General features: G+C 60.4%; 24 protein-coding genes. 12 read left to right on the top strand and 12 right to left on the bottom strand.

The window, feature by feature from the left end:
* Nucleotides 1-62: 62 nt before the first annotated feature.
* Nucleotides 63-1,238, top strand: a complete 1,176-nt coding sequence (locus E2F50_RS04890; protein ID WP_133314899.1) for a GGDEF domain-containing protein — start codon at nt 63-65, stop codon at nt 1,236-1,238.
* Between the two features lie 28 nt (nt 1,239-1,266).
* Here the strand turns inward: E2F50_RS04890 and E2F50_RS04885 are convergent, their stop codons facing one another.
* From E2F50_RS04885 to E2F50_RS04865, 5 genes are all read right to left on the bottom strand, one after another.
* Complete coding sequence (locus E2F50_RS04885) at nt 1,267-2,253, bottom strand: WD40 repeat domain-containing protein (protein WP_133314898.1); 987 nt, start codon at nt 2,251-2,253, stop codon at nt 1,267-1,269.
* Nucleotides 2,253-3,359, bottom strand: a complete 1,107-nt coding sequence (locus E2F50_RS04880) for a CobW family GTP-binding protein (protein WP_133314897.1) — start codon at nt 3,357-3,359, stop codon at nt 2,253-2,255. Before E2F50_RS04880 ends, E2F50_RS04885 begins: the two co-directional genes overlap by 1 nt.
* A 114-nt stretch (nt 3,360-3,473) precedes the next feature.
* Entirely contained in the window at nt 3,474-3,878 is a 405-nt protein-coding gene (locus tag E2F50_RS04875; RefSeq protein WP_133314896.1) for a type II toxin-antitoxin system VapC family toxin, read from the bottom strand.
* Entirely contained in the window at nt 3,878-4,132 is a 255-nt protein-coding gene (locus tag E2F50_RS04870; protein ID WP_133314895.1) for a type II toxin-antitoxin system VapB family antitoxin, read from the bottom strand. The genes E2F50_RS04875 and E2F50_RS04870 overlap by 1 nt, the downstream gene beginning before the upstream one ends.
* Nucleotides 4,133-4,177: 45 nt before the next feature.
* Entirely contained in the window at nt 4,178-4,969 is a 792-nt protein-coding gene (locus tag E2F50_RS04865) for a creatininase family protein (RefSeq protein ID WP_133314894.1), read from the bottom strand.
* A gap of 82 nt (nt 4,970-5,051) precedes the next feature.
* On the opposite strand from E2F50_RS04865, the gene E2F50_RS04860 reads away from it, so the two are divergent.
* Nucleotides 5,052-5,564 (top strand): MarR family winged helix-turn-helix transcriptional regulator, encoded by a 513-nt coding sequence (locus tag E2F50_RS04860; RefSeq protein WP_133314893.1) that lies wholly within the window; start codon nt 5,052-5,054, stop codon nt 5,562-5,564.
* A gap of 94 nt (nt 5,565-5,658) precedes the next feature.
* On the top strand, nt 5,659-6,681 hold the full coding sequence (locus E2F50_RS04855; RefSeq protein ID WP_133314892.1) for a LacI family DNA-binding transcriptional regulator: 1,023 nt from the start codon (nt 5,659-5,661) through the stop codon (nt 6,679-6,681).
* A gap of 7 nt (nt 6,682-6,688) precedes the next feature.
* On the opposite strand, the gene E2F50_RS04850 is transcribed toward E2F50_RS04855, so the two are convergent.
* Nucleotides 6,689-7,462, bottom strand: coding sequence for a gamma-glutamyl-gamma-aminobutyrate hydrolase family protein (locus tag E2F50_RS04850; RefSeq protein WP_133314891.1), 774 nt, complete (start codon nt 7,460-7,462; stop codon nt 6,689-6,691).
* A gap of 299 nt (nt 7,463-7,761) precedes the next feature.
* Between E2F50_RS04850 and E2F50_RS04845 the strand changes: the two genes are divergently transcribed.
* Nucleotides 7,762-8,868 carry a TRAP transporter substrate-binding protein gene (locus E2F50_RS04845; RefSeq protein WP_133314890.1) on the top strand — a complete coding sequence of 369 codons (1,107 nt, stop codon included), beginning with the start codon at nt 7,762-7,764 and terminating at the stop codon, nt 8,866-8,868.
* 88 nt (nt 8,869-8,956) lie between these two features.
* Here E2F50_RS04845 and E2F50_RS04840 read toward each other — a convergent pair whose 3' ends face one another.
* Entirely contained in the window at nt 8,957-10,510 is a 1,554-nt protein-coding gene (locus E2F50_RS04840) for a TRAP transporter large permease (RefSeq protein ID WP_133314889.1), read from the bottom strand.
* A 33-nt stretch (nt 10,511-10,543) separates the two neighbouring features.
* The gene (locus E2F50_RS04835; protein WP_133314888.1) at nt 10,544-11,083 is read right to left on the bottom strand and encodes a TRAP transporter small permease subunit; all 540 of its coding nucleotides are present in this window, start codon (nt 11,081-11,083) and stop codon (nt 10,544-10,546) included.
* A gap of 306 nt (nt 11,084-11,389) precedes the next feature.
* On the opposite strand from E2F50_RS04835, the gene E2F50_RS04830 reads away from it, so the two are divergent.
* The 3 genes from E2F50_RS04830 to E2F50_RS04820 all read left to right on the top strand — a co-directional run bounded on the left by E2F50_RS04830 (nt 11,390) and on the right by E2F50_RS04820 (nt 15,032).
* Nucleotides 11,390-13,714 (top strand): putative bifunctional diguanylate cyclase/phosphodiesterase, encoded by a 2,325-nt coding sequence (locus E2F50_RS04830; protein WP_133314887.1) that lies wholly within the window; start codon nt 11,390-11,392, stop codon nt 13,712-13,714.
* A gap of 161 nt (nt 13,715-13,875) precedes the next feature.
* Nucleotides 13,876-14,628: an N-acyl amino acid synthase FeeM domain-containing protein gene (locus E2F50_RS04825; RefSeq protein ID WP_133314886.1), complete on the top strand. Its 753-nt coding sequence runs from the start codon at nt 13,876-13,878 to the stop codon at nt 14,626-14,628.
* A 179-nt stretch (nt 14,629-14,807) separates the two neighbouring features.
* Nucleotides 14,808-15,032, top strand: coding sequence for an aa3-type cytochrome c oxidase subunit IV (locus E2F50_RS04820; RefSeq protein ID WP_133314885.1), 225 nt, complete (start codon nt 14,808-14,810; stop codon nt 15,030-15,032).
* Between the two features lie 345 nt (nt 15,033-15,377).
* Here the strand turns inward: E2F50_RS04820 and E2F50_RS04815 are convergent, their stop codons facing one another.
* A complete protein-coding gene (locus tag E2F50_RS04815; RefSeq protein WP_133314884.1) occupies nt 15,378-16,268 on the bottom strand; it encodes a tetratricopeptide repeat protein in 891 nt (296 codons plus the stop codon).
* A 124-nt stretch (nt 16,269-16,392) separates the two neighbouring features.
* The gene (rpsU, locus tag E2F50_RS04810) at nt 16,393-16,641 is read right to left on the bottom strand and encodes a 30S ribosomal protein S21 (RefSeq protein ID WP_133314883.1); all 249 of its coding nucleotides are present in this window, start codon (nt 16,639-16,641) and stop codon (nt 16,393-16,395) included.
* Between the two features lie 260 nt (nt 16,642-16,901).
* On the opposite strand from rpsU, the gene E2F50_RS04805 reads away from it, so the two are divergent.
* The 5 genes from E2F50_RS04805 to E2F50_RS04785 all read left to right on the top strand — a co-directional run bounded on the left by E2F50_RS04805 (nt 16,902) and on the right by E2F50_RS04785 (nt 23,196).
* Nucleotides 16,902-17,876, top strand: coding sequence for a zinc-binding dehydrogenase (locus tag E2F50_RS04805; RefSeq protein WP_133314882.1), 975 nt, complete (start codon nt 16,902-16,904; stop codon nt 17,874-17,876).
* A gap of 156 nt (nt 17,877-18,032) precedes the next feature.
* A complete protein-coding gene (locus tag E2F50_RS04800; RefSeq protein ID WP_133314881.1) occupies nt 18,033-19,286 on the top strand; it encodes a sarcosine oxidase subunit beta family protein in 1,254 nt (417 codons plus the stop codon).
* 19 nt (nt 19,287-19,305) lie between these two features.
* Complete coding sequence (locus E2F50_RS04795; RefSeq protein ID WP_133314880.1) at nt 19,306-19,662, top strand: sarcosine oxidase subunit delta; 357 nt, start codon at nt 19,306-19,308, stop codon at nt 19,660-19,662.
* A complete protein-coding gene (locus tag E2F50_RS04790; protein ID WP_133314879.1) occupies nt 19,659-22,634 on the top strand; it encodes a sarcosine oxidase subunit alpha in 2,976 nt (991 codons plus the stop codon). The genes E2F50_RS04795 and E2F50_RS04790 overlap by 4 nt, the downstream gene beginning before the upstream one ends.
* The gene (locus E2F50_RS04785; RefSeq protein ID WP_133314878.1) at nt 22,627-23,196 is read left to right on the top strand and encodes a sarcosine oxidase subunit gamma; all 570 of its coding nucleotides are present in this window, start codon (nt 22,627-22,629) and stop codon (nt 23,194-23,196) included. Before E2F50_RS04790 ends, E2F50_RS04785 begins: the two co-directional genes overlap by 8 nt.
* A 56-nt stretch (nt 23,197-23,252) precedes the next feature.
* Here the strand turns inward: E2F50_RS04785 and olsE are convergent, their stop codons facing one another.
* Complete coding sequence (olsE, locus tag E2F50_RS04780; RefSeq protein WP_133314877.1) at nt 23,253-24,257, bottom strand: ornithine lipid hydroxylase OlsE; 1,005 nt, start codon at nt 24,255-24,257, stop codon at nt 23,253-23,255.
* Nucleotides 24,258-24,358: 101 nt separating this feature from the next.
* Nucleotides 24,359-25,600: an SAM-dependent methyltransferase gene (locus E2F50_RS04775; RefSeq protein WP_133314876.1), complete on the bottom strand. Its 1,242-nt coding sequence runs from the start codon at nt 25,598-25,600 to the stop codon at nt 24,359-24,361.
* Between the last annotated feature and the right edge of the window lie 47 nt (nt 25,601-25,647).

The raw sequence follows: 25,647 nt of genomic DNA, 5'->3' as shown, positions 1-25,647 counted from the left end.
GGCGCATACCAATCGGAAAGAACACGTGGTGTAAAATCGCCGCCGACCAAAGGGAAAAGGCGATGGCGTTCGATCTGCGCACCATTTACGCAATGACAGCAGTGGCCTGCCTGATTCTCGGCGTCATCCAAGGCGCTGCGTTCACCACCGGCCGGTTTGGCCGCTGGCTGGCTTGGTGGAGCGTCAACAACTGCCTGCTGGGTGTCGCCTCCTGCCTGATCGTGCTGCGCGGCATCGCGCCGGATCTACTCACGGTGCAGATCGCCAATGGCTTGACTTTGGTCGGCTGTGCCCTCCTGCCGGTGGCAATCCGGGACTTCAGCGGGCGGATCATGAAGCCGTGGGCCATCGGCCTGGTGGCTACCGTGCCGGCTTTGCCCTTCCTGTTCGTTCTGACGGATCCCGGCCAGGCCGTAGCCCGGATTGTTTTAGCCTCGGCCCTTTGCGCGCTGTTCGACATGTTCGTCGCCTGGGAGACCCGGCGCTTGGCGCAGGAGGAAAAGCTTTATTCCGCCAGCCTTGCTTCCGGCCTCTTCGCGCTCACTGCGACGCTCTACGGCGCGCGCTCATTGATGGGTCTGTGGGGCAGCCTCGGCCCCGGGCCACTGTTCCAGGGTGGCGACCAACTCCATGCGTCGCTGGGCCTCGTCGCCATGCTGCTTTTGACCCTCCGGTGCATGGTGATCATGATGATGGCGACGGAACGCACCAAGGTTCAGCTGGAGAACGCCGCTCATCATGATCCGCTGACGGGGCTTCTGAACCGGACCGGCGTTGCCCGTGCCTTTGACCGTGCTGCCGAGAAGCCGCTGGCCCTGCTGCTGGTGGATCTCGACCACTTCAAGCAGTTGAACGACAGCTGCGGTCATGCCATGGGCGACAAGGTGCTTCAAGCGTTTGCCGACGCCGCCCGTCGAGCGGTGGGGCCAGGGGAGCTCATTGCGCGCCACGGCGGTGACGAATTTCTGGTCGTGCTAAGCGAACGGACCGCCGAAGAGGCGGCACATATTGCGGATCAGATCCGGCAGGAATTCGCCGCTGCGATGATGCAGCTCGAGGATATTCACTGTGCGCGGCCGACGCTGAGTATTGGCGTTGCGCTCGGCCAGGCGGCGCGGGGCGATCGACCGCAATTTCTGGACGCCATGCTGCACAAGGCAGATCAGGCTCTATACCGTCGCAAACGCGATGGCCGCGACGGCGTCGATGTTTTCGTCGAGGCGGCGAAAGCAGCCTGAAGCAACGGGCGCCGGATCGCACCGCCCGTCAGGCAGAAATATCCACCACGCCGCAATCGCCCGCTTCGGAAGCAAAGGCCAGCAATCTGCCGCTGGCGCTCCAGCTCATGCCGGTGATGCCGCCTTTTCCGGGGCGGCGCAGCAGCGCTTCCTTGCCGTCGGCCATCCGCACGCCGAGGATCATGCCGTCAATGAAGCCGATCGCCAGAACCTCGTCGGTCGGGTGGAAGGCGACCTGCGTCACCATGATGTCGGCACGCGTCCCAAGCTCTTGAGGCGCCTTTCCCATTGGACCGTCCTTGGCCGAAAACGGCCAAACGATAGCGGCCGGGGCGCCGGACGATGCGAGCCACTTGCCCTTGGCCGACCATGACATGGACTTCACCTTGGCCGGGTAGCCGGTCATCCGCATATGGCGGTTTTCGCCGGGCTTGCCGTCCAGCTTCCAGCCATGCAACGCGTTTTCCTGCATCATGGTGACAAGGAACCGATTGTCTGGAGAAAAGGTCACACCCGTATGGGCGCCTTTCCAATCGAGATCCACGGGCGGCGCATTGGTGCCGACCCAGTGCAGCGAAACGCCATTGTACCGCGCGGCGGCGATGCGCAGGCCCTTGGATGCAAAGGCGATGCCTTCGACGCTGCGGTTTTCCGTGAATTCCTTGACCGCGCCGTCGCTGGTGCGCACGAAGCTCGACTTGCCTTGCGCCCAGGCTACAGCACCCTGGGGGCCGCCGGCCACCACGCTAATCCATTTGCGTGGCGCTTCTGCAAGCACGGTCGCCGTGCCATCATGGCCGACGCGAAGGACTTTGCCGTCTTCACCGCCGGAGATCAGCGTGTCGCTGAAGGGATCGCGAATACAGGTCAGCAGGCCTTCATGGGCCTCGGTAACCTTCTCGCCGCCGTCCAGACGGTGGATCGAGCCGGCAGCGGTCGCAAAGAAAGGGACGTCGCCGAGAAAATGCGCGGCGACGACATGGCCTTCGAGATCAAGCGGTGCAACTGTCGGCATCAGGCGGCGGTCGTCACATTCGCCTGGCAGGCCTTGAAGCTCTGCTCGATCTTCTGGACGTCCAGGTCGCGGCCGATGAAGACGAGACGGCTTTCGCGCTTCTCGCCATCTTTCCAAGGACGCTGGTGATCGCCCTCGACGATCATGTGGACGCCTTGAACGACGTAGCGCTCCTCGTCGCCCTTGAAGGCAATAATGCCCTTGAGCCGCAGGATGCTAGGACCGTCCGTCTGGGTGATCTTCTGGATCCAGGGGAAGAAGCGCTCGGGGTTCATTTCACCGCCGCGCAGCGATATCGACTTCACCGTCACATCATGGATCGGCGACATTGCACCGTGGTGATGATCATGCCCGTGGTCATGATGGTCGTGCGCATGGTGGTCATGGCTGTGATCATGGTCGCAATCGGGACCACAAACATGGCCCTCATGCCCGTGATCGAGGAAATGCGGATCGTTTTCCAGTGCGCGCTCCAGGTTGAAGGCACCCTGATCGAGCACGCGGGCAAGATCGACACCCGAACGGCTGGTCTTGTAGACGCGGGCAGTCGGATTGATGGCGCGCACGACGTCTTCGATGACGGCCAGTTCTTCCGGCGTCACCAGGTCGGTCTTGTTGATGACGACGACATCGGCAAAGGCGATCTGGTCTTCCGCTTCGCGGCTGTCCTTGAGGCGCAGCGGCAGATGCTTGGCATCGACGAGGGCGACGACCGCATCGAGCTCAGTCTTGGCGCGCACGTCGTCGTCCATGAAGAAGGTTTGCGCAACCGGGACCGGATCGGCAAGTCCGGTGGTCTCGACGATGATACCGTCGAAGCGGCCGGGGCGGCGCATCAGCCCCTCAACGACACGGATCAGGTCGCCGCGCACGGTGCAGCAGACGCAGCCGTTATTCATTTCGTAGATTTCTTCGTCCGATTCCACGATCAGGTCGTTGTCGATGCCAATTTCGCCGAATTCGTTGACAATGACGGCATATTTCTTGCCGTGGCTTTCGGACAGGATGCGGTTGAGCAGCGTCGTCTTGCCGGCGCCGAGATAGCCGGTGAGCACCGTGACGGGCACTGGCCTAGGTGTGGCTGCTTCGGTCTTTGCTTCGGTCATAAGGGAACCTCGAAGGATGTGGAGCGCCTGAGGGCGCGGAAGCTTGTCCGCCTCATATAAGCGGAAGCCGAACCGAGTTCAAAGGGTTTTGAATGTTATAAGATCACATCGTATCTAGGGACGAGTGTCGGCATCCGTTTGGCGAAGAAGCTCGTCCAGGGTCAGGAGTGGCTGACCAGCCACTCTTGCCGTTGCATAATGGAAGCAGTCGAAATTGCTGAGATAGCGGCGACCTATTCCATATTTTTCGGCAACGGCTACTGCGTGGCTCAGGATGTCGCGAGGCGAACCCAGCTCACAAATTCCAATGCTACGGGCATCGAGCCATTCTACAACGGCGCCTTGAGCCTCACTATATCGGCAGTTCAACTGGTCGGGCCGGGACAGGACGATAATAGCCTCCCACGCGGCAAGTGGCGACGTGAATGGCGTGTCGGCGATCGACAAGGCTTGTTCATAGGATTCGGCAGTCTGTTCGTTGGCCATCAAGGAAATGATTGCGCAGGCATCTACAAACATTACGGCTTGCCAGAAAGGTCATGATCAAGGTCATGATAGGCTTCGCCATCCACGGCCTCACGGTCCTGGTTGAACGCCAGGCCTCGGCGAGCAAGGATCCGCTTGGCAGTGTCCCGAGGCGTTTCCTGCTCGATCCGCTTTCCGATGGTTTCCTTGAGAGCGGAAATAACGGCATCGGTGATCGATATACCGTCGATCCGCGCCAGTTCCCGCGCAAGCAGATCTGCTTCCTCATTGCGGATGTTCAGCGTCATAGCTATTCTCCTGTAGCCCATTATGACTAAGTGTGTAGCTTTGCGCTACCATAATGTCTCAACATCAAACCTCGCCACGTCCTCCAGCAATTCGATCATGCCTCTCACGGCATAAGCGACCAGGGCCTCGCCGCGTTCGACGGTGGCGGCTGCGGCATTGCCGGCGACGCCCTTCTCGTTGAGGTCCGACATCTTCCAGCCGAACGCATGCGGGCCGTAGGCACGCAGGTGCCGGAACGTGCTGACAAATTCCGTCTGCCGCGAAGAGAAGTTTTCCGCCTTCGTCATATCCACCTTGTCCGGCCACAGGGCCAGCATAACGGAGGTCTCGATATCCCCGCCATGGATGTCTATGGCCTTTTGTTCGGGTGTGATCCACCCTTCGGGCTGGCCAAAGCGGGTCCAGCTGGTCGTAACAACCAGCATGCCGAACCGGATCCTCGCCTCGGTCGCGACCACGGTCAGAAGTGGAGAATTGCCGCCATGGGCATTGAGAAGCACCAGCTTTTGGATGCCATTGCCGTGAAGCTCCTTGGCAAGCCCCAGCCAGCGGGATACCGCCTCGTCAAAGGCGAGGGTCCTGGTGCCGGCGACATCCATGTGCTCGACCGAATAACCCACCGGTTCCACCGGCAGGAAGGTGACGGGGAGGGCGGCCGGCATGGCGGCTTTCAAGCGTGACACCAGACCGGCAGCGATCAGTGCATCGGTTTCGAAGGGTAGGTGTGGGCCGTGCTGCTCATGCGCCCCCAAAGGCAGGACCGCGATCCAATCGCGTCTTCCTGTGGATGGAAGTGTAAGATCATTGTCATGATAGTCGGGCAGAGGATGCGGCACTGGCGGCGGTTTCCGGGTTTCTATAAGGATAGCGCCGCACAGATATAGCGCCTTACGTCATGGGGCAAAACAGGCGGAGTCGATGAGCAAGAAAAAGGGCGACAAGAAAGCCAAGCCGGGCAAGAAGAAAGATCATGCCGGCCTTTCCGTGGTCGATCTTGCACCGACGATCACCCATGCCGCCCGGTCCATGCGGACCGCGCTGACGCGCAGTCTCGGTGAAAGCGGTCTCTATGCCGGCCAGGATGGCGTCATCCTAGCGCTCGCCGAAGAAGAGGGCATGACGCCGGGACAACTGGCCCTGCGGCTGGGGGTGAAGGCGCCCACCATGACACGCACGATCGGCCGAATGGAGGCGCAGGGCTTCCTCGAGCGCCGGGCCGATGAAACAGACGGACGTCTGACCAAGGTTTTTCTGACCCATAACGGACTGAAGACAGTGGAACAGATCGGCCGCTCCGTATCCGAATGTGGCGAGCAGGCGGCCAGGGGCCTGTCCGACAAGGAAGTGCGAACGCTTCTCAAGCTTTTGAAGCTCGTCGAGCAAAACCTCCAGCCGGCTCAGGAAGAGGATCAGGATTCCCTCGACGACTGAAAAGTGCCGTCACAGGATTGTCGCATTCAATTAAATTGTTTATTTCAAGTTTAAATCGGCATCCCGGGATGATGCTTGTGGACTTGGGGGAGACATGGTTCAGAAGATCAAGTTGTCGACAATTGCCGAGAGCCTCGGTCTTTCCACGGCCACGATTTCCCTTGCGTTGCGGGATAGTCCTCTGGTTGCCGCCGATACCAGGGAAAAGATCAAGGAACAGGCGCGCACTCTCGGCTACATCTACAACCGGCGCGCGGCGAGCCTGCGCACCTCCCGCTCCGGCATTATCGGCGTCGTGGTGCACGATATCATGAACCCGTTCTACGGCGAGATCTTGAAGGCGATCGAAAGCGAGCTCGACCGCAGCCGGCATACCTTCATCCTTTCCAACCATTACGATTCAGTCGAAAAGCAGCGAACCTTCATTGAGACGCTGCTGCAACTCGGCGGCGATGGAGTGATCATGTCACCGGCCATCGGAACCCCGATCGAAGATGTGAAGCTCGCCGAACAGAATGGCATGCCGGCCATTCTCGTTGCCCGTTCCATGGATGGCGTCGATCTGCCTACTTATCGCGGCGATGACAGCTATGGCATTTCGCTCGCTACCAACCACCTGATCGGCCTCGGCCACAAGGTTATCGCGATGATCGGCGGAACCGATCAGACCTCAACGGGCCGCGACCGCTATCAGGGATATGTAAACGCGCTGCGCAAGGCCGGCATCGAGGTTGATCCGGACCTGCGCATTCCGGGTCCGCGCACCATGCAGGGCGGCTTCGAGGCGGCCGTCAACTTCCTGTCGCTGCCGCAGAAGCCGACCGCTGCGGTTTGCTGGAACGATCTCGTCGCAATCGGCTTGATGAACGGCATTGCCCGCGCAGGCCTGGTGCCTGGTCAGGACATTTCGGTGACCGGCTATGACGACCTCCAAGAGGCCTCGATCGCGACGCCGTCGCTGACGACGGTTTCGAACGGGCAGGCGGATGTCGGCAGATTGGCTGCGCGGGCGCTGCTCGATCGGCTCGCCGGCAGCCATGAGCCTGACGGGATTCATCTGATCAAGCCGGAAATGCGCATCCGCCAATCGACCGGACTTTACCAGCCCCGCAACTGATCTCGGCTCAGGCCGCAGCCTCGCTGCGGGTTCCGCGGCCGGCATAAGTGCGCACGGCATCTCCAAAAGCATGAAAAAGGGCGCGGGAGACCGTATCGGTTTCCGCCCAATATTCCGGATGCCACTGCACGCCGACCGCAAAATTGCGGGCGTCGATGACCGACACGGCCTCGATCGTGCCGTCTTCCGCAGTTGCCTCCACCTTAAGGCGTGGCGCGGTCTGGGCGATCGCCTGGCGATGCAGCGAATTTACCTGGATCTTGCCCGAAAGCCCGAGGTAGTTGGCGATGCAGGAGCCTTCCTGAACAAAAACCGGTTGGCGGATCGCATACATGTGATCCCGCTCCGGCACATTGGGCTTGCGGTGGTCCCACATGCCCGGCTGATCCTGGATTTCGCTGGCGAGCGTACCGCCAAGCGCTACGTTAAGCTCCTGGATGCCGCGGCAGATGGCCAGAAGCGGGATACCGCGATCAATCGCCCGCTGGATCAGCGGCAACGATGTTGCATCACGTGCCGGGTCGAAAGGGCCATCCGCCTCCTTCGCCTGCCGGCCATAGAGTGAGGGATGGACATTGGTTGCGGAGCCGGAAATCAGGACGCCGTCGACACGGTCAAGCACCGCATCGATCTCTGTTCCGTCCTCGAAGGCCGGCACGATGAACGTCATCACCTCGGCCACCTTCAGCGCCGCCTGCAGGTATTGATTGGGAGCAGCGTGCCAAACGGCACCGTCGATTTCGCGGATATCGGCGGGAAGGGCGACTATCGGTTTCGGCATGCAATCTCCGACGGCAAGACAAGCTGGACTACTCCGTTTTCGCGCCGCGAGCCCCTCCAAGTCAAGCTTCACCGCAATCGGCATCCTTCCGAGCTCGTGGCTCGGACCCGCAGCTGTCTTCGGCTGGTTCAAGGAAGGAATGACAACGGCGGAGCGACGAAAGTATAAGGCGCAACGGGAGCCCGGCGTTCGAGAATATGAGGCGACCGCTTGCAAGCCCTTGTCCAACATGGTTACCTCGGCTGAACCGCGGGATTGGGAAGCAGGAGCCCACGGTAAGTCATCATGGGAGGTTATGCATGGATCGTCGTTCATTCTTTAAAAAGGCAGCCGTTACCGGCGCCGGCGCTGCGGCGGCAACTGCGCTTGCAGCACCCGCCATCGCGCAGTCCAACCCTAAGATCACGTGGCGGCTGACCTCGTCATTCCCCAAGTCCCTGGACACGATCTATGGCGGTGCGGACGATGTCGTCAAACATGTGGCGGCCGCAACGGACGGCAACTTCACCATCCAGCCCTTTGCTGCCGGCGAAATCGTTCCGGGTCTGCAGGCGCTGGACGCGGTCACCAACAGCACGGTGGAGATGGCCCATACCTGCTCCTATTATTTCGTGGGCAAGGATCCGACCTTCGCGATCGGCAGCGCCATCCCCTTCGGCCTGAACGCGCGCCTGACCAATGCCTGGTTCTACCAGGGCAATGGCAATACGCTGATGAACGAGTTCTTCGCCAAGCACAATGTTTATGGCCTGCTGGCGGGTAATACCGGCGCCCAGATGGGCGGCTGGTTCCGCAAGGAGATCAATACGGTCGACGACTTCAAGGGCGTCAAGATGCGCATCGCCGGGATCGCCGGCCGCGTGCTGGAAAAGCTCGGTGCCGTTCCCCAGCAGATCGCCGGCGGCGACATCTATCCGGCCTTGGAAAAAGGCACGATCGATGCGGCCGAGTGGATCGGACCCTATGACGACTACAAGCTCGGCTTCTACAAGGTCGCCAAGTACTATTACTATCCGGCCTTCTGGGAAGGCGGGCTCGCCATCCACTCGTTGGTCAACCTTGAAAAATGGAACAGCCTGCCGAAGGCCTACCAGGCGGCGCTGACCGATGCCTGTGCCTATGCCAATGTCAACATGATGGCGAAATACGACCTGAAGAACCCGACAGCGATCAAGCAGATCGTTTCGCAGGGGACCACTTTGCGGCCGTTCAGCCAGGACATCCTGGAGGCCTGCTACAATGCCTCGCTCGAGGTCTACAAGGAAATTTCGGCGACGAATGCCGACTTCAAGAAGATCTACGAGGACCAGGTCGCCTTCAAGAAGGAGGGTTATCTGTGGATGCAGCTCTCGGAATATACGTTCGATACATTCATGATGATCCAGCAACGCAACGGCAAGCTGTAAGCAGTCGTATCAGTTGAGCGCATAGAAAACCCGGAGCCAAGGCTCCGGGTTTTTGTTTGGCTACAAGGGGAACTCGCGCCTCATCGGATCACGGATTGATCTTCGGCGGCTCCCCGAAATTCGGCATGCCGGGAAGCCCCGGAGCCTGCTGACCTGGTTGCGCCGGCTGGCCTGGCTGATTGCCGCCTTGACCGGGTATGCCGTCCAGAGAGGGCAGGCCGAAATTCGGCATCTGATTGTTGTTGCCGCCATTCCCCAGTCCGTTGCCGAAGCCCGGAACCTCGATCTTGATCGTGTTGAGGTCGACATCCGGCGCCTTGTCCAGCCAATAGGTCACCGACTGCGGCCAGAAGATGATGATCGCCACCAGAATCAGCTGCATGCCAAGCCATGGAATGGCGCCAATATAGATGTCACGGGTCTTGACCGTCTTCGGCGCGATGGAGCGCAGGTAGAAGAGCGCGAAGCCGAAGGGCGGATGCATGAAGCTCGTCTGCATGTTGACGCAAAGCAGGACGCCGAACCAGATGAGGTCGATGCCAAGCGCGCTTGCGACCGGCGCCAGCATGGGCAGGACGATGAAGGCGATCTCGAAGAAATCGAGGAAGAAGGCAAGGAAGAAGATGAAGATATTGACGAAGATCAGGAAGCCGACCACGCCGCCCGGCACGTGCTTGAGCAGGTATTCGATCCACAAGCCGCCGTCCATGCCCTGAAAAACCAGGCTGAAGCAGGTCGCTCCGACAAGGATGAAGACGACCATGGACGTGATCGTCATGGTGGAATGCATGCCCTGACGGATGAGATCCCAGGTGAGGCGGCCATGCAGGGCGGCGAGCACCATGGCACCGACGACGCCGAGTGCGCCGGCTTCGGTCGGCGTTGCCAGACCCATGAAGATCGTGCCGAGCACCAGAAAGATCAGCACGATCGAAGGGACCATGCCCCAGAGAACGCGGCCAACGAGCGCCATGTTCATCTCGCCACGGGCTTCGGGCGGAAGCGCCGGCACGTCCTGGGGCCTGAAGATGGACATGGCGAGGATGAACAGAAGGAAGATGACGACCTGCAGGATGGAAGGACCGATGGCGCCGAGATACATGTCGCCGACGGAGCGGCCGAGCTGGTCGGCGAGCACGATCAGAACGAGCGACGGCGGGATGACCTGGGTAATCGTGCCGGAGGCGGCGATGACGCCAGTGGCAAGCCGTGGATTATAGCCGTATTTCAGCATGATCGGCAGGGAGATCACACCCATGGTGATGACCGAGGCGGCCACCGTGCCGGTGATGGCGCCGAGAATGGCGCCGACCAGGATGACGGCATAGGCGAGGCCGCCCGGGATGGCGCCGAACAGCTTGCCGGTGCCTTCCAGCAGGTCCTCCGCCAGGCCGCAACGTTCCAGAACGGCGCCCATGAAGGTGAAGAAGGGAATGGCGAGCAGCAGGTCATTGGAAACGATGCCGAATATTCGCAAGGGCAGCGCCTGCATGAAGCCGAAGTCGAAGTGACCGGTGGCGATGCCGAGCAGCCCGAAGAAGAGACCAACGGCCGAAAGCGAGAAGGCAACCGGAAAGCCGTAGAGCATGAAAATGATCATGCCCAGGAACATTGCCGGCGGCATTATGCCATATTCAAACATGAGCGACAGATCCCCCAGATCGTCTTGTCGTTGTTATTGCAGCGGCTTCTCATAGGCCGTGTTCACCTGAAGGGCGCCGGTCAGCCCCGCGATACGCTTGATCAGCTCCGACAGGCCCTGCAGCGCCAGGAGCACGAAGCCCGCCACGATGATCAGCTTGACCGGCCAGCGGATCAGGCCGCCGGCATTGGAGGATATTTCGCCCTGCATGTAGGACATGGAGAAGAAGGGCCAGGAAAGCCAGGCGAGATAGAGGCATGCGGGAATGAGGAAAGCCACCAGGCCGATGGCGTCGATCCATAAGCGCGCCCTGTCCGAAACGGCACCATAGACGAGGTCGACACGCACGTGTTCGTTCAGGCGGAGCGTATGGGATGCGCCCAACAGCACGATGAAGGCGAAAAGATACCATTGAATCTCGAGCCAGCCGTTTGAGCTGTAATTGAAGAGATAGCGAATGCAGGCGTTGCCGGCGCTGATCAGGCAGCAGGCGAGTACAAGATAACCTGCAAACTTACCGATGATCTCGCTGATGCGGTCGATGATGCCGCTGAACTTCAACAAAGCTGACATGGATCCCCCAAGTAAAACGGGTCTCCTTCATCCCGCTCGTCCTGTTGGCCATGTAACCCAGGGATCGAAAAAAAGAAAGTGCTTAAACCCGCTTAAACCGCCTGCTGCACAAGGCTTTCAGAAGCCGGGCCTCGGCATTCCTCAAAAAGCCTGATGTGTTTTACGAAAATTCTAGTCATGATGCCCAGTATTGGTTTCCCACGTTTTCACCGGTCCCCCTGAAACAGGGGGTATCCATCCTAAGCACAAGTAATTCTTAAAGAGTTTTCGCCCACTGTCGCCGCAAGTAACGAGGGATTGAACCCGATGAAGGAAGTCGAAGCAAGGACGGTTCCGACAGATGTCTATCTGTCTTTCGTCACGTCCTTGTTCGGCAATCGCGGCACGCTCTTCACGGGCATGGTTGTCCACATCCTGTCTTGCGCAATCATCTACGCCAATACCGAGTCCGTCTTTTTCCTGCTTCTCATTGTCGTGTTTGCGGCGGTCTTCTCCTACCGGCTCTACGGGTTCCACCAGTTTGATCTTGTCGACCGAGCGTTACTAACTCGGAAGGAAATCCAGAATTGGGAGAAGCGCTATGTTTATGGCGCTGCGCTGACCGCATTTCTGCTTGGCCTTGCGAGCGCTTATGCGGTAGCGGTTTTGCAGGACATGGCGGCGGCCTTTATGTGCATTGCCGTCACCATGGCGTCCATGGTCTCTATCGTTGGGCGCAATTACGGATCAGCGCGTGCGGTTGCGCTGCAGACGGTGGGCTGCTGCCTGCCGATCATTCTCGGATGCTTTGCAAGCGGCGATGTGCCGTTGATGTTGATGTCCCTGCTGCTTATCCCGTTCGGCCTGACCACCCAAGCTATGGCGACTGGAGTGAGGGAATTTCTCTACGAGAACGTCGTAGCATCCAAGGAAATGGTGAAAATCGGCGACCAGCTCGATATTGCGCTGAACACCACGGCGCACGCACTGGTCATGGTCGACGCCGATGGCCAGATCCAGGTGATCAATCGGCGAGCCTTTGACCTCCTGGATCTCGACAGCCGCAAGGGTATCAAGGGGTCGCCGTTTTCGACTGCCGTGAAAGAAAGTGCAGGATCGCTTTCGGACGAAATCCTGAACAAGATTGCATCGCTGCCGGCCGGTCCTGCCGGCAAGGTCCTGCTTCGGCTTGACGCCGCCCGTTGCCTGGAATTTTCCGTCAGCTATCGAGCGGACGGCGGCGTCGTCATGATCTTCGAAGATGTCAGCGCTCGCGTCGCTGCCGAAGACAAGATCCTCCATATGGTGCGCTATGATTCCCTGACGGGCCTCCCGAACCGCGGCTATTTCGGCGAATGCGCGCTAGCGAGAGCGCAAGCTGCAATGCCGAACGGTCTTGCCGGTTTGCTGATCCTCGATGTCGATGGTTTCAAGCACGTTAACGACATGCAGGGTCACCTGGTTGGCGACGGCTTGCTCGCCGCGATCGCCTCAAGGATTTCCAGTCTTGCCGGCGATGGTATGTTGGTCGGGCGGCTGGTAGGGGACGAGTTCATCCTTCTCGTGACGGGAGGCAGCGATATCAGCGACATGGAACAGCGTCTGCGCAGCATCCATGTCCGGGTTCAAGGAAGATATCTCTTCGATGGAAGAGAGCTGAGCGTTTCCTTGAATGGCGGATGCGTCATCCTCCCGACCGAAGATTTCGACATGGAAGCATGGCAGATCAAGGCAGACCTTGCCCTTAACGACGCCAAGTCGAGCGGTAATGGCACTCTGACCCTGTTCCGCCCGGAAATGGATGAGCTCTATGTTGCGGAGCAGAGCCTGATGGCCGATCTTCGCCTGGCGATCGACAACCATGACCTCATGGTTGTCTACCAGCCGATGTACCGCCCGGACGGTTCCCACATGGAGTGCTGCGAAGCGCTGGTGCGATGGGCTCATCCGGAGCGCGGATGGATTGGGCCGAACATCTTCATCCCGATGGCGGAAAAGATGGGCCTGGTATCGTGGATTACACGTTTCGTCCTTGATCGTGCCTGTCGCGACTGTGTCGCCTGGTCCGGACTGACGGCCGTATCCGTCAATCTTTCCATTGCTGACCTGCGCAATGATGACCTCGTTGCTTACGTCGCGGAGGTGTTGGAGCGCCATTCACTTCAGCCGACCCGCCTTCATCTCGAGGTGACGGAGAGCTGTTTCATGGACGAGCCGGTGGTCATCAGCGGGGTGCTCAACGCCTTGCGCGCAAGCGGAGTAACAATTGCCATCGATGACTTCGGGACCGGGTTTTCCAGCCTTAGCTATCTTGATTCCCTGCCAGTTGACGTGTTGAAGATCGACCGCGCCTTCGTAACCAACATTACGGAAGACAGTCGCAAGCTGAAGCTGCTGAATGGCATTGTTCAGCTGTCGCGCGGGCTGGGCATGAAGATTGTGCTGGAAGGAGTGGAGACAAGGGAGCAACTTGCCCTCATCAACCAGCACCAATTTGCTGATCTGGTGCAGGGCTATGTCTTCTCCAGGCCAATCGATACCAGCGAAATTGCACGGCTATCGGCGGATCAGGTTTCCCGCAAGTTGTCGCCGTCCGTTCGCCGCCGCCGCAAGGAAGCGGCTGCCCGCCCCGTCAGTGTCGCCAGCCGCTGACCGCGAATCACCGTTCCTGGTGCCGCCGGTGTTCACCGCACCGCGTCCTGATGCTCGGCGAATTAACCATAACAGCAAAAACTTGATTCTAATCGTCCGGAATGATTGGCGAACTGCCGGTAGATACGGTTAATTTCCTGTTAACAGCAGGAGAAATCCGTATGCAGCAGAACGATGTGCCTAATTCGAAGTCATTTTCCGTCAAACTGCTGGATGCCCTCGATCACGTTGAATACCGCCGCATAGAAAGCCATGAGGATTACGAGGATATCGCTCGGCTGCGCTACAAGGCTTACAAGATGCAAAACGTGCTGCCCGTCGGCGCGAGCAGCATGTTGGACGAGATCGATTTCGACAGTCATGCCTATGTCTTTGGCATCTATTTCTACGAAGAATTGGCCGGAACGATCCGCGTCCACCACGTGACGCCGGACCACCGCGTATGCCAGTCGAGCGGCGTGTTCCCGCAAGCCGTTACCCAGTTCCTCGACGCTGGGATGACGCTAATCGATCCGGCCCGTTTCGCCGTCGACCCAGCAATCGTCGGGGAGCTACCGCTTCTCCCTTATGTGACGCTGAGGCCGAGCATCATGGGCGCCATTCATTTCGGCACCGACCGGGTGCTCCAGCACATCCGGCCGCCTCATGCAGCCTTCTACCGTCGTGTTTTCGCGGCAAAGGTCGTGGTTCCGCCGACCATAGCCAAAAGCTACGGCTTCGAACTGACGCTGCTTGCCTCCAATGTGCGCGATGTCCGCTCCACCGTAATGAGACGATTTCCGATCTTTCAGTCAGAAGCCTATGAGCGGCGGCTGATGTTCGAAAGCGCCGCGCAGCTCGCCGTGCCGCCGCTGACTATCCTGCCCACGGCGCGGCTCGCTTCCAAGCCGGCGGTCCAGCTCTTGCTGAGCTAGCGATAGGGCTTGGTGGCGGTTCGTTGAGCAAGGCGCTGCCATTGCGCTTTGGGACCGCTTTGTGTAATTCCTGAAGAGAGATTGGCAGCGATTTGCACCATGGGTGCGGGTGTCGCCAGAGTTTGCACGCGGGCCCCGATCAGGTGCCGCATAGCTGTTCGTTTGAGGAGACGAGACTGATGGACAACCACCACAGCGCGCCAGCCGAAACCGGTGCTCCAATGGATTATGCGGAGCACGAGAGAACCTACGAAATGTTTCTGGCCGGAGCAAAGTGGGGAACCATGGCTATCGTCGTGCTGATGATCGCTATGGCAGCCGGCTTCTTCGGTGGCGTTGGCATTATCGGCAGCTTGTTCGTGTTCATCGTGCTGAACATTGCGGGCGTTTTCCTGCTGCGCTGACCGGTTTGGCGCAGGAGGAGGTCCATAACGTCTTCGGCCAGCCGCTTCCATTCAATTACTAAGCGTGTGCGCAGCTGGGAATATTCGAGCGGACTGCTCCAATCAGCGGCGATCCAGGCAATGAATCGGCAGTGGCAACGCCACCCGAGCGCTGTTGCGACAAGACGAACCTAATCGCCTGCCGCGCAAGATGCCATGCGACGAAGGCACCGATAACCATAATTCCACACATGCGTGCGTCATTCTCCGCCTGTGCCTGTGATCCAGAAAATCATCATCGCGACTGAAGGCAGACCTATCCGATGTCGCCATCTCTGCCTTGTGGCGGCGAAGCTCGGATAAGAATCAGCTGTTGCCGCGCGTTCTGGCGGCGCCGTCCTGGGCCGGCTTGTAATTCGGGTCGAGGCGCACGGCATGCGAATAGGATTTGTTGGCACGTGCCCTGTCGCCGCGACGTTCATAGACAAGCGCCTGGTTCGCCCAGGATTCGGCAAGCTTGTCGTTGAGTTCGATCGCGCGGTTGAAATCGGCAAAGGCATTGTCATCGTCGTTCAAGGCGACGTAGGATATGCCTCGGCCATTATAGGGCTCCGGCGAGTTCGCCGAGAGAGAGATCGCCTTAGAGAAGTCGTCGATCGCTTGAGCGTGTTGGCCTCGGGTCTGATAGATCAGGCCGCGATTGTGCCAGGCGCGGCCATCGGTGGTTTCCAGTTCGATGGCGCGGCTGAAATCGTTGAAGGCTTCGTTTGACCGTCCAGCCTGACGGTAGATATTGCCGCGGCCGATCAGCGCGACGTCGTAATTCGGATTGATCTGGAGCGCTCGGTTATAGTCGTTGGCCGCATCCACCGGCTTACCCATATTGCGGTAGACCAGCGCCCGGTTGGCGTAGGCCTGGTAGAATTGCGGGTTCAGCTGGATCGCGCGGTTGAAATCGTCCAAGGCGCGGCGGAAATCGCCCGCCTTGCCGTAAGCGGTGCCGCGGCTGTTGTAGCCCTCGGGATCCTGCGGATTGGACTGAATGACGGAAGACAAAGAGGTAATGTTTTCCGCGCTACCCTGCGCACGGTCGACGGTGATCATATCGTTCGACGTGGTGGTCGTGGAACAACCGGCAAGCGCCAAGAGACCCGACAGTGCTACGGGAAGAAGTTTTGTGCCATAGGCGCGGGAAGCGATCGCGAAAGGGCCGGGGTTTCGGATTCCATCTTTCAGAACGGCATTCGTGGCGGCCATCAGGCGCGTTTCCTCATATCGGGATGTGGAGCAGGTTCTTGGATCGGGCTAAATCAAAAAAAAGCGGCGGCGCCCTTGTCGCCACCGCCCTACAAGCACATGAAAACGTCGAAAAAACGGCCGATCAGCGAGCCGGACGTGCAGTTGCAGCCGGACGCGGGGTCGCCGGCAGAAGGCCTTCGCGCTGCATCCGCTTGCGAGCCAGCTTGCGAACCCGGCGAACAGCTTCGGCCTTTTCACGAACACGCTTCTCAGAAGGCTTCTCGTAGAAATCGCGCATCTTCATTTCGCGGAAAATGCCTTCGCGCTGCATCTTCTTCTTGAGAGCGCGGAGCGCCTGGTCGACGTTGTTGTCGCGGACAAGTACCTGCACGTGAATCCCGTTCCTTTGTTTGGTTCATCGCCCAGCTCGTGCACCGAATCCAAGGCGAAAAAATTCGTATACTCAAGCCGCAGCATGAGCGATTTGCGACGCGGCATAGCAGAAGAGGCGCGGCAAGTCCAGATATTCAGGTTGCTGTTCTCGTAAAAAGTGTTCGATAAAATCGTGATGGCTTCCCGCGCATTCCAGTCGGCCTATATCGGACGACAAATGCTAATGTTTACCTGATCCCAAACAATGCGGAGATTTTCATGCGCAGCGCCATCTATTCGAGATTCGGCAAGCCCCCGGAGGTTCTTGTCCTGGAGGAGAAGGCGCTTCCCGAACCCGCTGCCGGTGAGGTAAGGATCAGGATGACCATGGCGGCCATCCATAATCATGATCTGCTGACGGTGAGCGGCCAGTATGGCGTAAAGCCCGACCTGCCGGCGGTGGCGGGAACGGAGGCTGCCGGCATCGTGGACGCCGTGGGCGAGGGTGTGACGCATCTGAAAGTGGGGCAGAGGGTCGCCGCATCCGGCAAGGGCACCTGGGCAGAGTTTTACCTCGCGCAGGCCGCAGCCGCCGTGCCGTTGCCCGATTCCATCAGCGACGAGGCGGGCGCCCAGCTGATCTCGATGCCGCTCAGCGCCCTGACCTTGCTGGACTTCATCTGCGTGGAGAAAGGGAGTTGGATCGTCCAGAATGCCGCCAACGGCGCGGTCGGCAAGGCACTCGCCATGTTTGCAAAGCCGCGCGGCATCAATGTCGTCAATCTGGTTCGGCGCAATGAGGCGGTCAATGAGCTCACCGACCTCGGCATCGAAAACGTGGTTTCGACATCCGAGCAGGGCTGGCAGGAGAGGGTGCAGGCGCTGACCGCGGGAAAGCCGATTCAGGCGGCTATTGACGGCGTCGGCGGCACTGCTTCGGGAGAGCTCCTGTCCCTGCTGGGCGAAAACGGCCTTCTCGTCTCGTTCGGTTTGATGTCGGGGCAGCCGATGCAGCTGTCGGCCAGTGATGTCGTCTTCAAGCAGGCGGTGATCAAGGGCTTCTGGCTTGCCAAGATCGCGCCGACCCTCACACCTGAGAAGATGCGCAGCCTGATCGGCGAGATTGTCCAAGCCGTCGCTGCCGGGCACGTCAGCTTGACGGTTTCTGAGGTCTTCGGCCTGGATGATGTTGCCAGAGCCGCTGCTGCGGCGGCGGAACCGGGGCGCAAGGGCAAGGTCCTCATCCGTCCCTGACACCAAAACTAAGGGTACCTGGATTGCCGCTTAATCGGCCGTGTCGAAACAATCGCCTCCTGCGTCGCAAAACAGCTATTGCGGCGCATGTTGATTTGCGAAGGGTATGGCACTACGCAAAGTATCGTACCCGGCCGATCGAGGAGCAGAGGCGCAATGCGCAAATATTCGGTTTTTGCCATAGCCCGCGAGGCGATGCGTGCTCATAAGGGCTGGGAGCAGCAGTGGACCTCGCCGGAGCCGCGCAGCTCCTATGACGTGATCATTGTCGGCGCCGGCGGCCATGGGCTCGGCGCCGCCTATTATCTCGCCAAAGAGCACGGCATCACCAATATCGCAGTGATTGAGAAGGGCTGGCTCGGCGGCGGCAACACCGGCCGCAACACCACGATCATCCGCTCGAACTATCTCTATGAAGAGAGCATGGACATCTACGAGCACTCCCTGAAGCTGTGGGAAGGCCTGAGCCAGGATCTCAACTACAACGTCATGTATTCGCCGCGCGGCGTGATGATGCTGTCGCACAACACCCATGACATGCAGTCGTTCAAGCGGCATATCAACGCCAACCGGCTCTACGGCATCGACAACGAGTGGCTGACGCCGGAACAGGCGAAGGCCTTCGTGCCGGTTCTCGATATTGCCAAGACGGCGCGCTACCCGATCAACGGCGCCGCCTTGCAACGGCGCGGCGGCACCGCCCGCCATGACGCCGTCGCCTGGGGCTATGCGCGCGCCGCTTCGGATCGGGGCGTCCACATCATCCAGAACTGCGAAGTCACTGGCATCCGCCGTGGCCCGAATGGCGAAGTCCAGGGGGTCGAGACCTCGAAGGGCTTCATCGGCGCCAAGAAGATCGGCGTATCGGCCGCCGGCCATTCGTCGGTGGTGATGGAAATGGCCGGGGTGCGCGTGCCGCTGCATTCCAATCCGCTGCAGGCGCTGGTGTCGGAACCGTTGAAGCCGATCTTCCCCTGCGTGGTGATGTCGAACACGGTGCATGCCTATATCTCGCAATCCGACAAGGGGGAGCTGGTCATCGGTGCCGGCACCGACCAGTACAACTCCTATAGCCAGACCGGCGGGTTGCAGATCATCACCCATACGTTGGATGCGATCTGCGAACTGTTCCCGATCTTTCGCCGCGTCAAGATGATGCGCCAGTGGGGTGGCATTACCGACAACACACCGGATCGCTCGCCGATCCAGGGTGTCACGCCGGTTCCTGGCCTGTTCGTCAATTGCGGCTGGGGCACCGGCGGCTTCAAGGCGACGCCGGGCTCGGCCAACCTGTTCGCCCACCTGATCGCCAAGGGCGAGCCGCACAAGCTCGCCGCCGGCCTCAACCTCGACCGGTTCCGGACGGGGCGGCTGATTGACGAGGCGGCAGCGGCCGCGGTGGCGCATTAAACGATAGGGGATAAACGAGATGCTTTTGATCCATTGCCCCTATTGCGAAGAAGATCGCTCGGAGTTGGAATTCCGCTGGGGCGGCGAGGCGCATATTGCGCGGCCGGAGAACATCGCGGCGATTTCCGACGAGGAATTCACGGAGTTCTTCTTTCTGCGCAACAACGAAAAGGGTCTGACTTATGAGCGCTGGCGGCATATCCATGGCTGCGGCCGCTTCTTCAATGCGGCGCGCGACACGGTGAGCGACAAGTTCCTGCTGACCTACAAAGCAGACCTGCCCAAGCAGCCGATCGCAGCGGTGGAGGAAGCCCTGGCAGCGGCCCAGGACAAGGTCGTTGAGACCTGGGAACAGACGGAAGGAGATGCGCGATGAGCTCTTCTTCCAACATCGGTGCATTCCGCATCAAGGGTGCCGGACGCCATACGCCGGCGCGTACCGCGCGCTTCACCTTCGACGGCAAGACCTATACGGCACTGGAAGGCGATACGGTGGCTTCGGCGCTACTGGCGCATGGGGTGCATCTGGTCGGACGTTCGTTCAAGTATCACCGCCCGCGCGGCATCCTGTCCGCGGGGCCGGAAGAGCCGAACGCGCTGCTTGACGTCTCATGGGACAGTGCCCGCCGCCAGCCGAACGTGCGCGCCACCGTGCAGGAAGTCTTCGACGGCGTGAAGATCGCCTCGCAGAACCGCTGGCCGTCGCTGAAGCACGATATCGGCGCCTTCAACGACATGCTGTCGCCGTTCTTCGCCGCCGGCTTCTACTACAAGACCTTTATGTGGCCGAAAGAGGCGTGGGCCAAGATCTACGAACCCTTCATCCGCCGGGCCGCCGGTCTTGGCGAAGCACCAAAGGAAGAGGATCCGGATCACTACGCCAACCGGTTTGCCCATTGCGATGTGTTGATCGCCGGGGCCGGCGTGGCGGGGCTGACAACGGCGCTATCGGCGGCAGCAACGGGCGCCACGGTTATTCTGGTCGACGAGCAGCCGGAAGTCGGCGGCGCGCTGCATCACGATGCGGCCACCACGATCGACGGCCAGAACGGCTACGACTGGGCTCAAGACGCGGCCGCCAGACTGAAGGCAATGCCGAACGTCACGCTGCTGACCCGCACGACCGTGTTCGGCTACTACAATCACGGCTTCCTTGGCCTGGTCGAGCGGGTGACGGATCACCTCGCGCGTCCGGGCCGCAACCTGCCGCGCGAGCGGCTGTGGCAGGTGCGGGCCAAGCGCGTGGTGATCGCCACCGGTGCGATCGAGCGGCACATGGTGTTTTCCAACAACGACCGGCCGGGCATTATGCTGGCCTCGGCGGCGCGATCTTTCCTCAACCATCACGGCGTCGCACTCGGCCGCAATGTCGGCGTCTACACGGCACATGACAGCGCCTATGAAGCGGCATTCGACCTGAAGCGCGCCGGCGTTTCGATCGCCGCGATCGTCGACAACCGCACCGATCCGGGCGAGGCGGTGCTGGCGGAAGCGCGGGCGCTCGGCATCGACGTGCTGACCGGCCATTCGGTCACGGACACGTCGGGCCGGCTGCGGGTCGCGTCGATGACCGTGGTGCGCAATGGCGGCGCCAACGCCCGCAAGATCAAAATCGATGCGCTGATCATGTCGGCCGGCTGGACGCCGTCCGTGCACCTGTTCTCGCAGTCGCGCGGCAAGCTGCGCTTCGACGAGGCGAACCAGCGCTTCCTGCCGCATATCTACACCCAGAACTGCGTGTCGGTCGGCGGCTGCAACGGCACCGACGATATCGCCGATCTCGTCGGCGAGGCGATTGCGGCCGGCGGTGGCAGCATCGCGGTGACGGCCGAGAACCGCTTCGAATGGACTGGCGGCATGATCGGCGCTGCCGAAGGCGCCGGGCCGGACACGGCGGTCAAGGCCTTCGTCGATTTCCAGCACGACGTGACCGCCAAAGACATTCGCCTTGCGGTGCGCGAAGGCATGCATTCGATCGAGCATATCAAGCGCTTCACCACCAATGGCATGGCATCCGACCAGGGCAAGCTTTCCAACATGCACGGCCTGGCGATCGCCGCCGAAGTGCTCGACCGGCCGATCCCGCAGGTGGGGCTAACGACCTTCCGCGCGCCCTATACGCCGGTGACCTACGGAGCGCTGGTGGCGCACTCCCGCGGCGAGCTGTTCGACCCGGCCCGCAAGACGCCGATGCATGCGCTTGAGGCTCAGGCCGGCGCCGAGTTCGAGGATGTCGGCAACTGGAAGCGCGCCTGGTATTTCCCCAGGCGCGGCGAGGACATGCATGCCGCCGTCAACCGCGAGTGCCGGACGGTGCGCGACGTGGGCGGCGTGTTCGACGCCTCGACGCTTGGCAAGATCGAGGTGGTCGGCCCCGATGCGGCGCAGTTCCTCAACCTTCTCTACACCAATGCCTGGGATACATTGAAGCCGGGCAAGAGCCGTTACGGCATCATGACCCGCGAAGACGGCTTCATTTATGATGACGGCGTGGTCGGACGGCTGGCCGAAGACCGCTTCCACGTGACCACCACGACCGGCGGCGCGCCGCGCGTGCTGCATCACATGGAAGACTATTTGCAGACCGAATTCCCGCATCTGAAGGTCTGGCTGACTTCGACCACCGAACAGTGGGCGGTGATCGCGGTGCAGGGCCCGAAGGCGCGCGAGATCATCCAGCCGTTCGTCGAAGGTCTCGACATTTCCAACGAAGCCTTTCCCCACATGAGCGTTGCCGAGTGCAGCGTCATGGGCGTGCCGGCGCGGCTGTTCCGGATGTCGTTCACCGGCGAACTCGGCTTCGAGGTCAACGTGCCGGCCGATTACGGTCCTGATGTCTGGAAGGCGATTTGGGAACGGGCGCAGGGAATTGGTGCCTGCCTCTACGGCACCGAGACCATGCACGTGCTGCGCGCCGAGAAGGGCTATATCATCGTCGGTCAGGATACGGACGGCACTGTCACGCCGGACGATGCCGGGCTTTCCTGGGCGGTCTCCAAGAAGAAGACCGATTTCGTCGGCATCCGCGGGCTGAAACGGCCCGATCTCGTGCGCGACGGTCGCAAGCAACTCGTTGGGCTGATGACCAGGGATCCGACCCTGGTGCTGGAGGAGGGCGCGCAGATCGTCGCCGATCCGAACCAGCCGAAGCCGATGACCATGCTCGGCCACGTGACCTCCGCCTACTGGTCGGAGAACTGCGGCCGCTCAATCGCCTTCGCGCTGGTTGCCGGCGGCAGGGCGCGGATGGGTGAAACGCTCTACGTGCCGATGAAGGAAACGACGATTGCCGTCGAAGTGACCGACCTGGTATTCTTCGACAAGGAAGGAGGCCGCATCCATGGCTGAGCTTGGTTCTCATCATCTGGCGACCCGCACGCTGCCGCTTGCCGGCCATCATGGCGGCTCCTCGGTCGTACGGCTGGAAGCGGCTCCACCTGCCGCGCGCTTGTCGCTGCGGGCAAGGGCGGAAGACGTCGCAGCCCTGTCGGCATCCCTCGGCATCAGCTTGCCGGTAAAGCCGAAGACCTCGGTTTGCGTGAACGGCCGTACGGCATTGTGGCTTGGGCCGGACGAATGGTTGGTCATCGACGAAGATCACGGCGGGCTTCTGCAGGCCGCCACGGACTCGGGCGTGCTTCACTCGGCGACCGACGTGTCCCACCGCAATACGGCTATCCTCGTTTCAGGACCGGGTGCGGCGGCGGCCATCAATGGGGGCTGTCCGCAAGACCTGTCGCTGGCTGTCTTCCCGGTCGGCGCCTGTTCGCGCACGCTGTTCGGCAAAGTCGAGATCGTGCTCCTGCGAACGGCGGAAGATGCTTTCCGGGTCGAGGTATGGCGCTCGTTCTCCGATTACGCGTTCGGACTGCTTGCCGCCGGCGCGCAGGATGCGGCGCTCTCCGCTTAATTTTTTGCTCTGCAGAGGAAGCTATTAAGGCGGCGGTCGGACACCGCCTCCATGCCTCACTCGGCGGGGATGGAATCCGCGCCAGATGGCACCGGCATGGTCACACCGGCGTCAGTCGACCGGTTCTGACCCTCGAAGGTCGCAGGCTGCTTCGGCTTGCGACCCATGATCTCCCGGTAACCCTTTGTGGTGAAGGGTTGGACGAGCTGGCCCCAGAATGTTCTTGCGACGCGACCGCTGATGCCGATCTGCGTCGATGACGGCCGCGGCGGATTGAAATAGGATCCGAATACCTGATCCCACAGAACGAGGTTTTCGCCGTAATTGGTATTACCCTCGTCCAGCAGTTTGGAGTGATGCCAGCGATGCAGACGCGGCGTGCTGAACAGCCAGTCGAGTGCGCCGGTCTTCACGTCGATATTGCAATGGGTGAGGAGACCGATGAAGGCGGTCACGGCACCGATCCACAGGAAGACGGGCAAAGGCGCCCCGAAGACATAAAGCGGGATCTGGCTGAGCGCGATCTTGATCACCGAGTCGATGACGTGGAAGCGTCCGGTATTGATGACCCAAAGCCGCTCGACGCTATGATGCAGGGCGTGAAAGCGCCAAAGCGAGTTCTTTTCGTGGGCAAGCCGGTGCGCCCAGTAAAGGCCGAATTCGGCGACGACGAGCCCGAGCACGACCTGAATGAAGAGCGGCCAGGCATGCGGCCAGATATCCAGCGGCGAAGCGAAGGCGGGAAGGGCGACGGTTGCTACCGCCATGGGCGCAGAGGCGCCGAGAGCGGCCGCCAACTGGACGCCGCCCTTGTTCAGCAGTGTGTGGGCTATATCGTTAAAGGTCTCGCCATCCTTCTTCCGCCAGGTTTCCTCATAGGGCATCAGCCATTCGAAAAAGGCAATGACCGCCACCACCGACAGATAAACCACGTTGAACCACATTAGATGGGACGAGGACTGGAACGCGAAATAGGCGCCGATCAGCCCGCCGCAGAACACGGCCGGCCAGACCAGGCATGAGATAATGGTGTAGAAATGCGAAGCGGAAAATTGCCTCATGGTTTGTCTTCGATCCTTGGCAATGACCTTCAATAAATTCTTTCAGTAGAGCGATGTATTGCACATGCTTTCAGCGCAGTCATCCGCCCTTCCCGTGATCCTCAGAGGCTGAGATCAAGCGCCTTTTCCCGCTCGATATATTCTCTTTGCTTGTCGGTGATATAATCGCGGACGATCGGGGCTGCGTCCCGCTTGCGCGACAGCTGCATATGGAAGACAAGCTGGCTGCCGGTGCGGAACATCATCTCGGCGCTGATCAGATAAAATTCCCACATCCGTGCAAAACGCTCGTCATAGAGCGCAATCACTTGGTCGCGGTTCTTCTCGAAGCGCTGCGTCCAGTGGGCCAGCGTCGTAGCGTAGTGGACGCGCAAAAATTCGAGATCCGTGACCCAGAGGCTGTTGCGTTCGGTGACCTCAAAGACTTCAGACAGCGCCGGCGAATAGGCGCCTGGAAAGACATATTTGCGCAGCCAGGGGCTCGCCATGCCAGGCGGGCTCATATGGCCGATGGAATGCAGCACCATCAGCCCGTCGTCCGGCATCAGGTCGTTCACCTTGGCAAAGAATTCGTCATAGTGATGTACCCCGACATGCTCAAACATGCCGACCGAAACGATGCGGTCGAAGGGGCCAGCGACGTCGCGATAGTCGCGCAGTTCGAATTTGACCCGGTCGGACAAGCCCGCTTTCTGGGCCCGCTCCGAAGCAAGTTTCTGCTGTTCCTTTGACAGCGTCACGCCGGTCACCCGGACATTCTCCAGCTTTGCAAGATAAAGCGCGAGATCCCCCCAGCCGCAGCCGATGTCGAGGACCGTCATGCCCGGCTTCAGGCAGAGCTTCGACGCGAGCAGGCGCAGCTTATTGCGCTGCGCCTGTTCCAGCGTCTCGCCGGGATCGCGAAAATAGGCGCAGGAATAGAGCATGTTTTCGTCGAGGAAGAGTTTGTAGAACTCGTTGCCGAGATCGTAGTGATGGGCGACGTTCTGTTGTGCCTGGCCCTTCCGATTGGATTGCTGGTGCTTGCGAAACCGCATCTTGATGGCCCGGAGTGCCTTCTGCAGCGGGTAGGAGCCGAGCGACAGCCGGTTGACCGAAAACAGCATGAGGAAGTCGCGCAGCGTTGAGCCGTCCTCGAAGCGCATCGTGCCGTCCATATAAGCCTCGCCAGCCGCAAGCTCGGGATTGAAGACGAGAGTGCGGTAGAGCGCCTTGTCGGTCAGCCGCATCGTCACTTCTATGCCTGGCGTCCCGGCAAAGACATGCCGGTTGCCGTCTGCATCGATGACCGTCAGGCGGCCCTTGCGGATGAAGGATTTCATCATGTGAGACAGCGGAAACATCGGACCTCGCAGGGATAAACAGGCGACAGGGCATGCGATGCGTAGGC

Origin of the sequence: Rhizobium deserti, assembly GCF_004358025.1 — a bacterium.
GTDB classification, from domain to species: Bacteria; Pseudomonadota; Alphaproteobacteria; order Rhizobiales; family Rhizobiaceae; genus Neorhizobium; species Neorhizobium deserti.
Note: the sequence above shows the minus strand (reverse complement) of the source record. Positions and strands in the feature narration are given on the sequence as shown.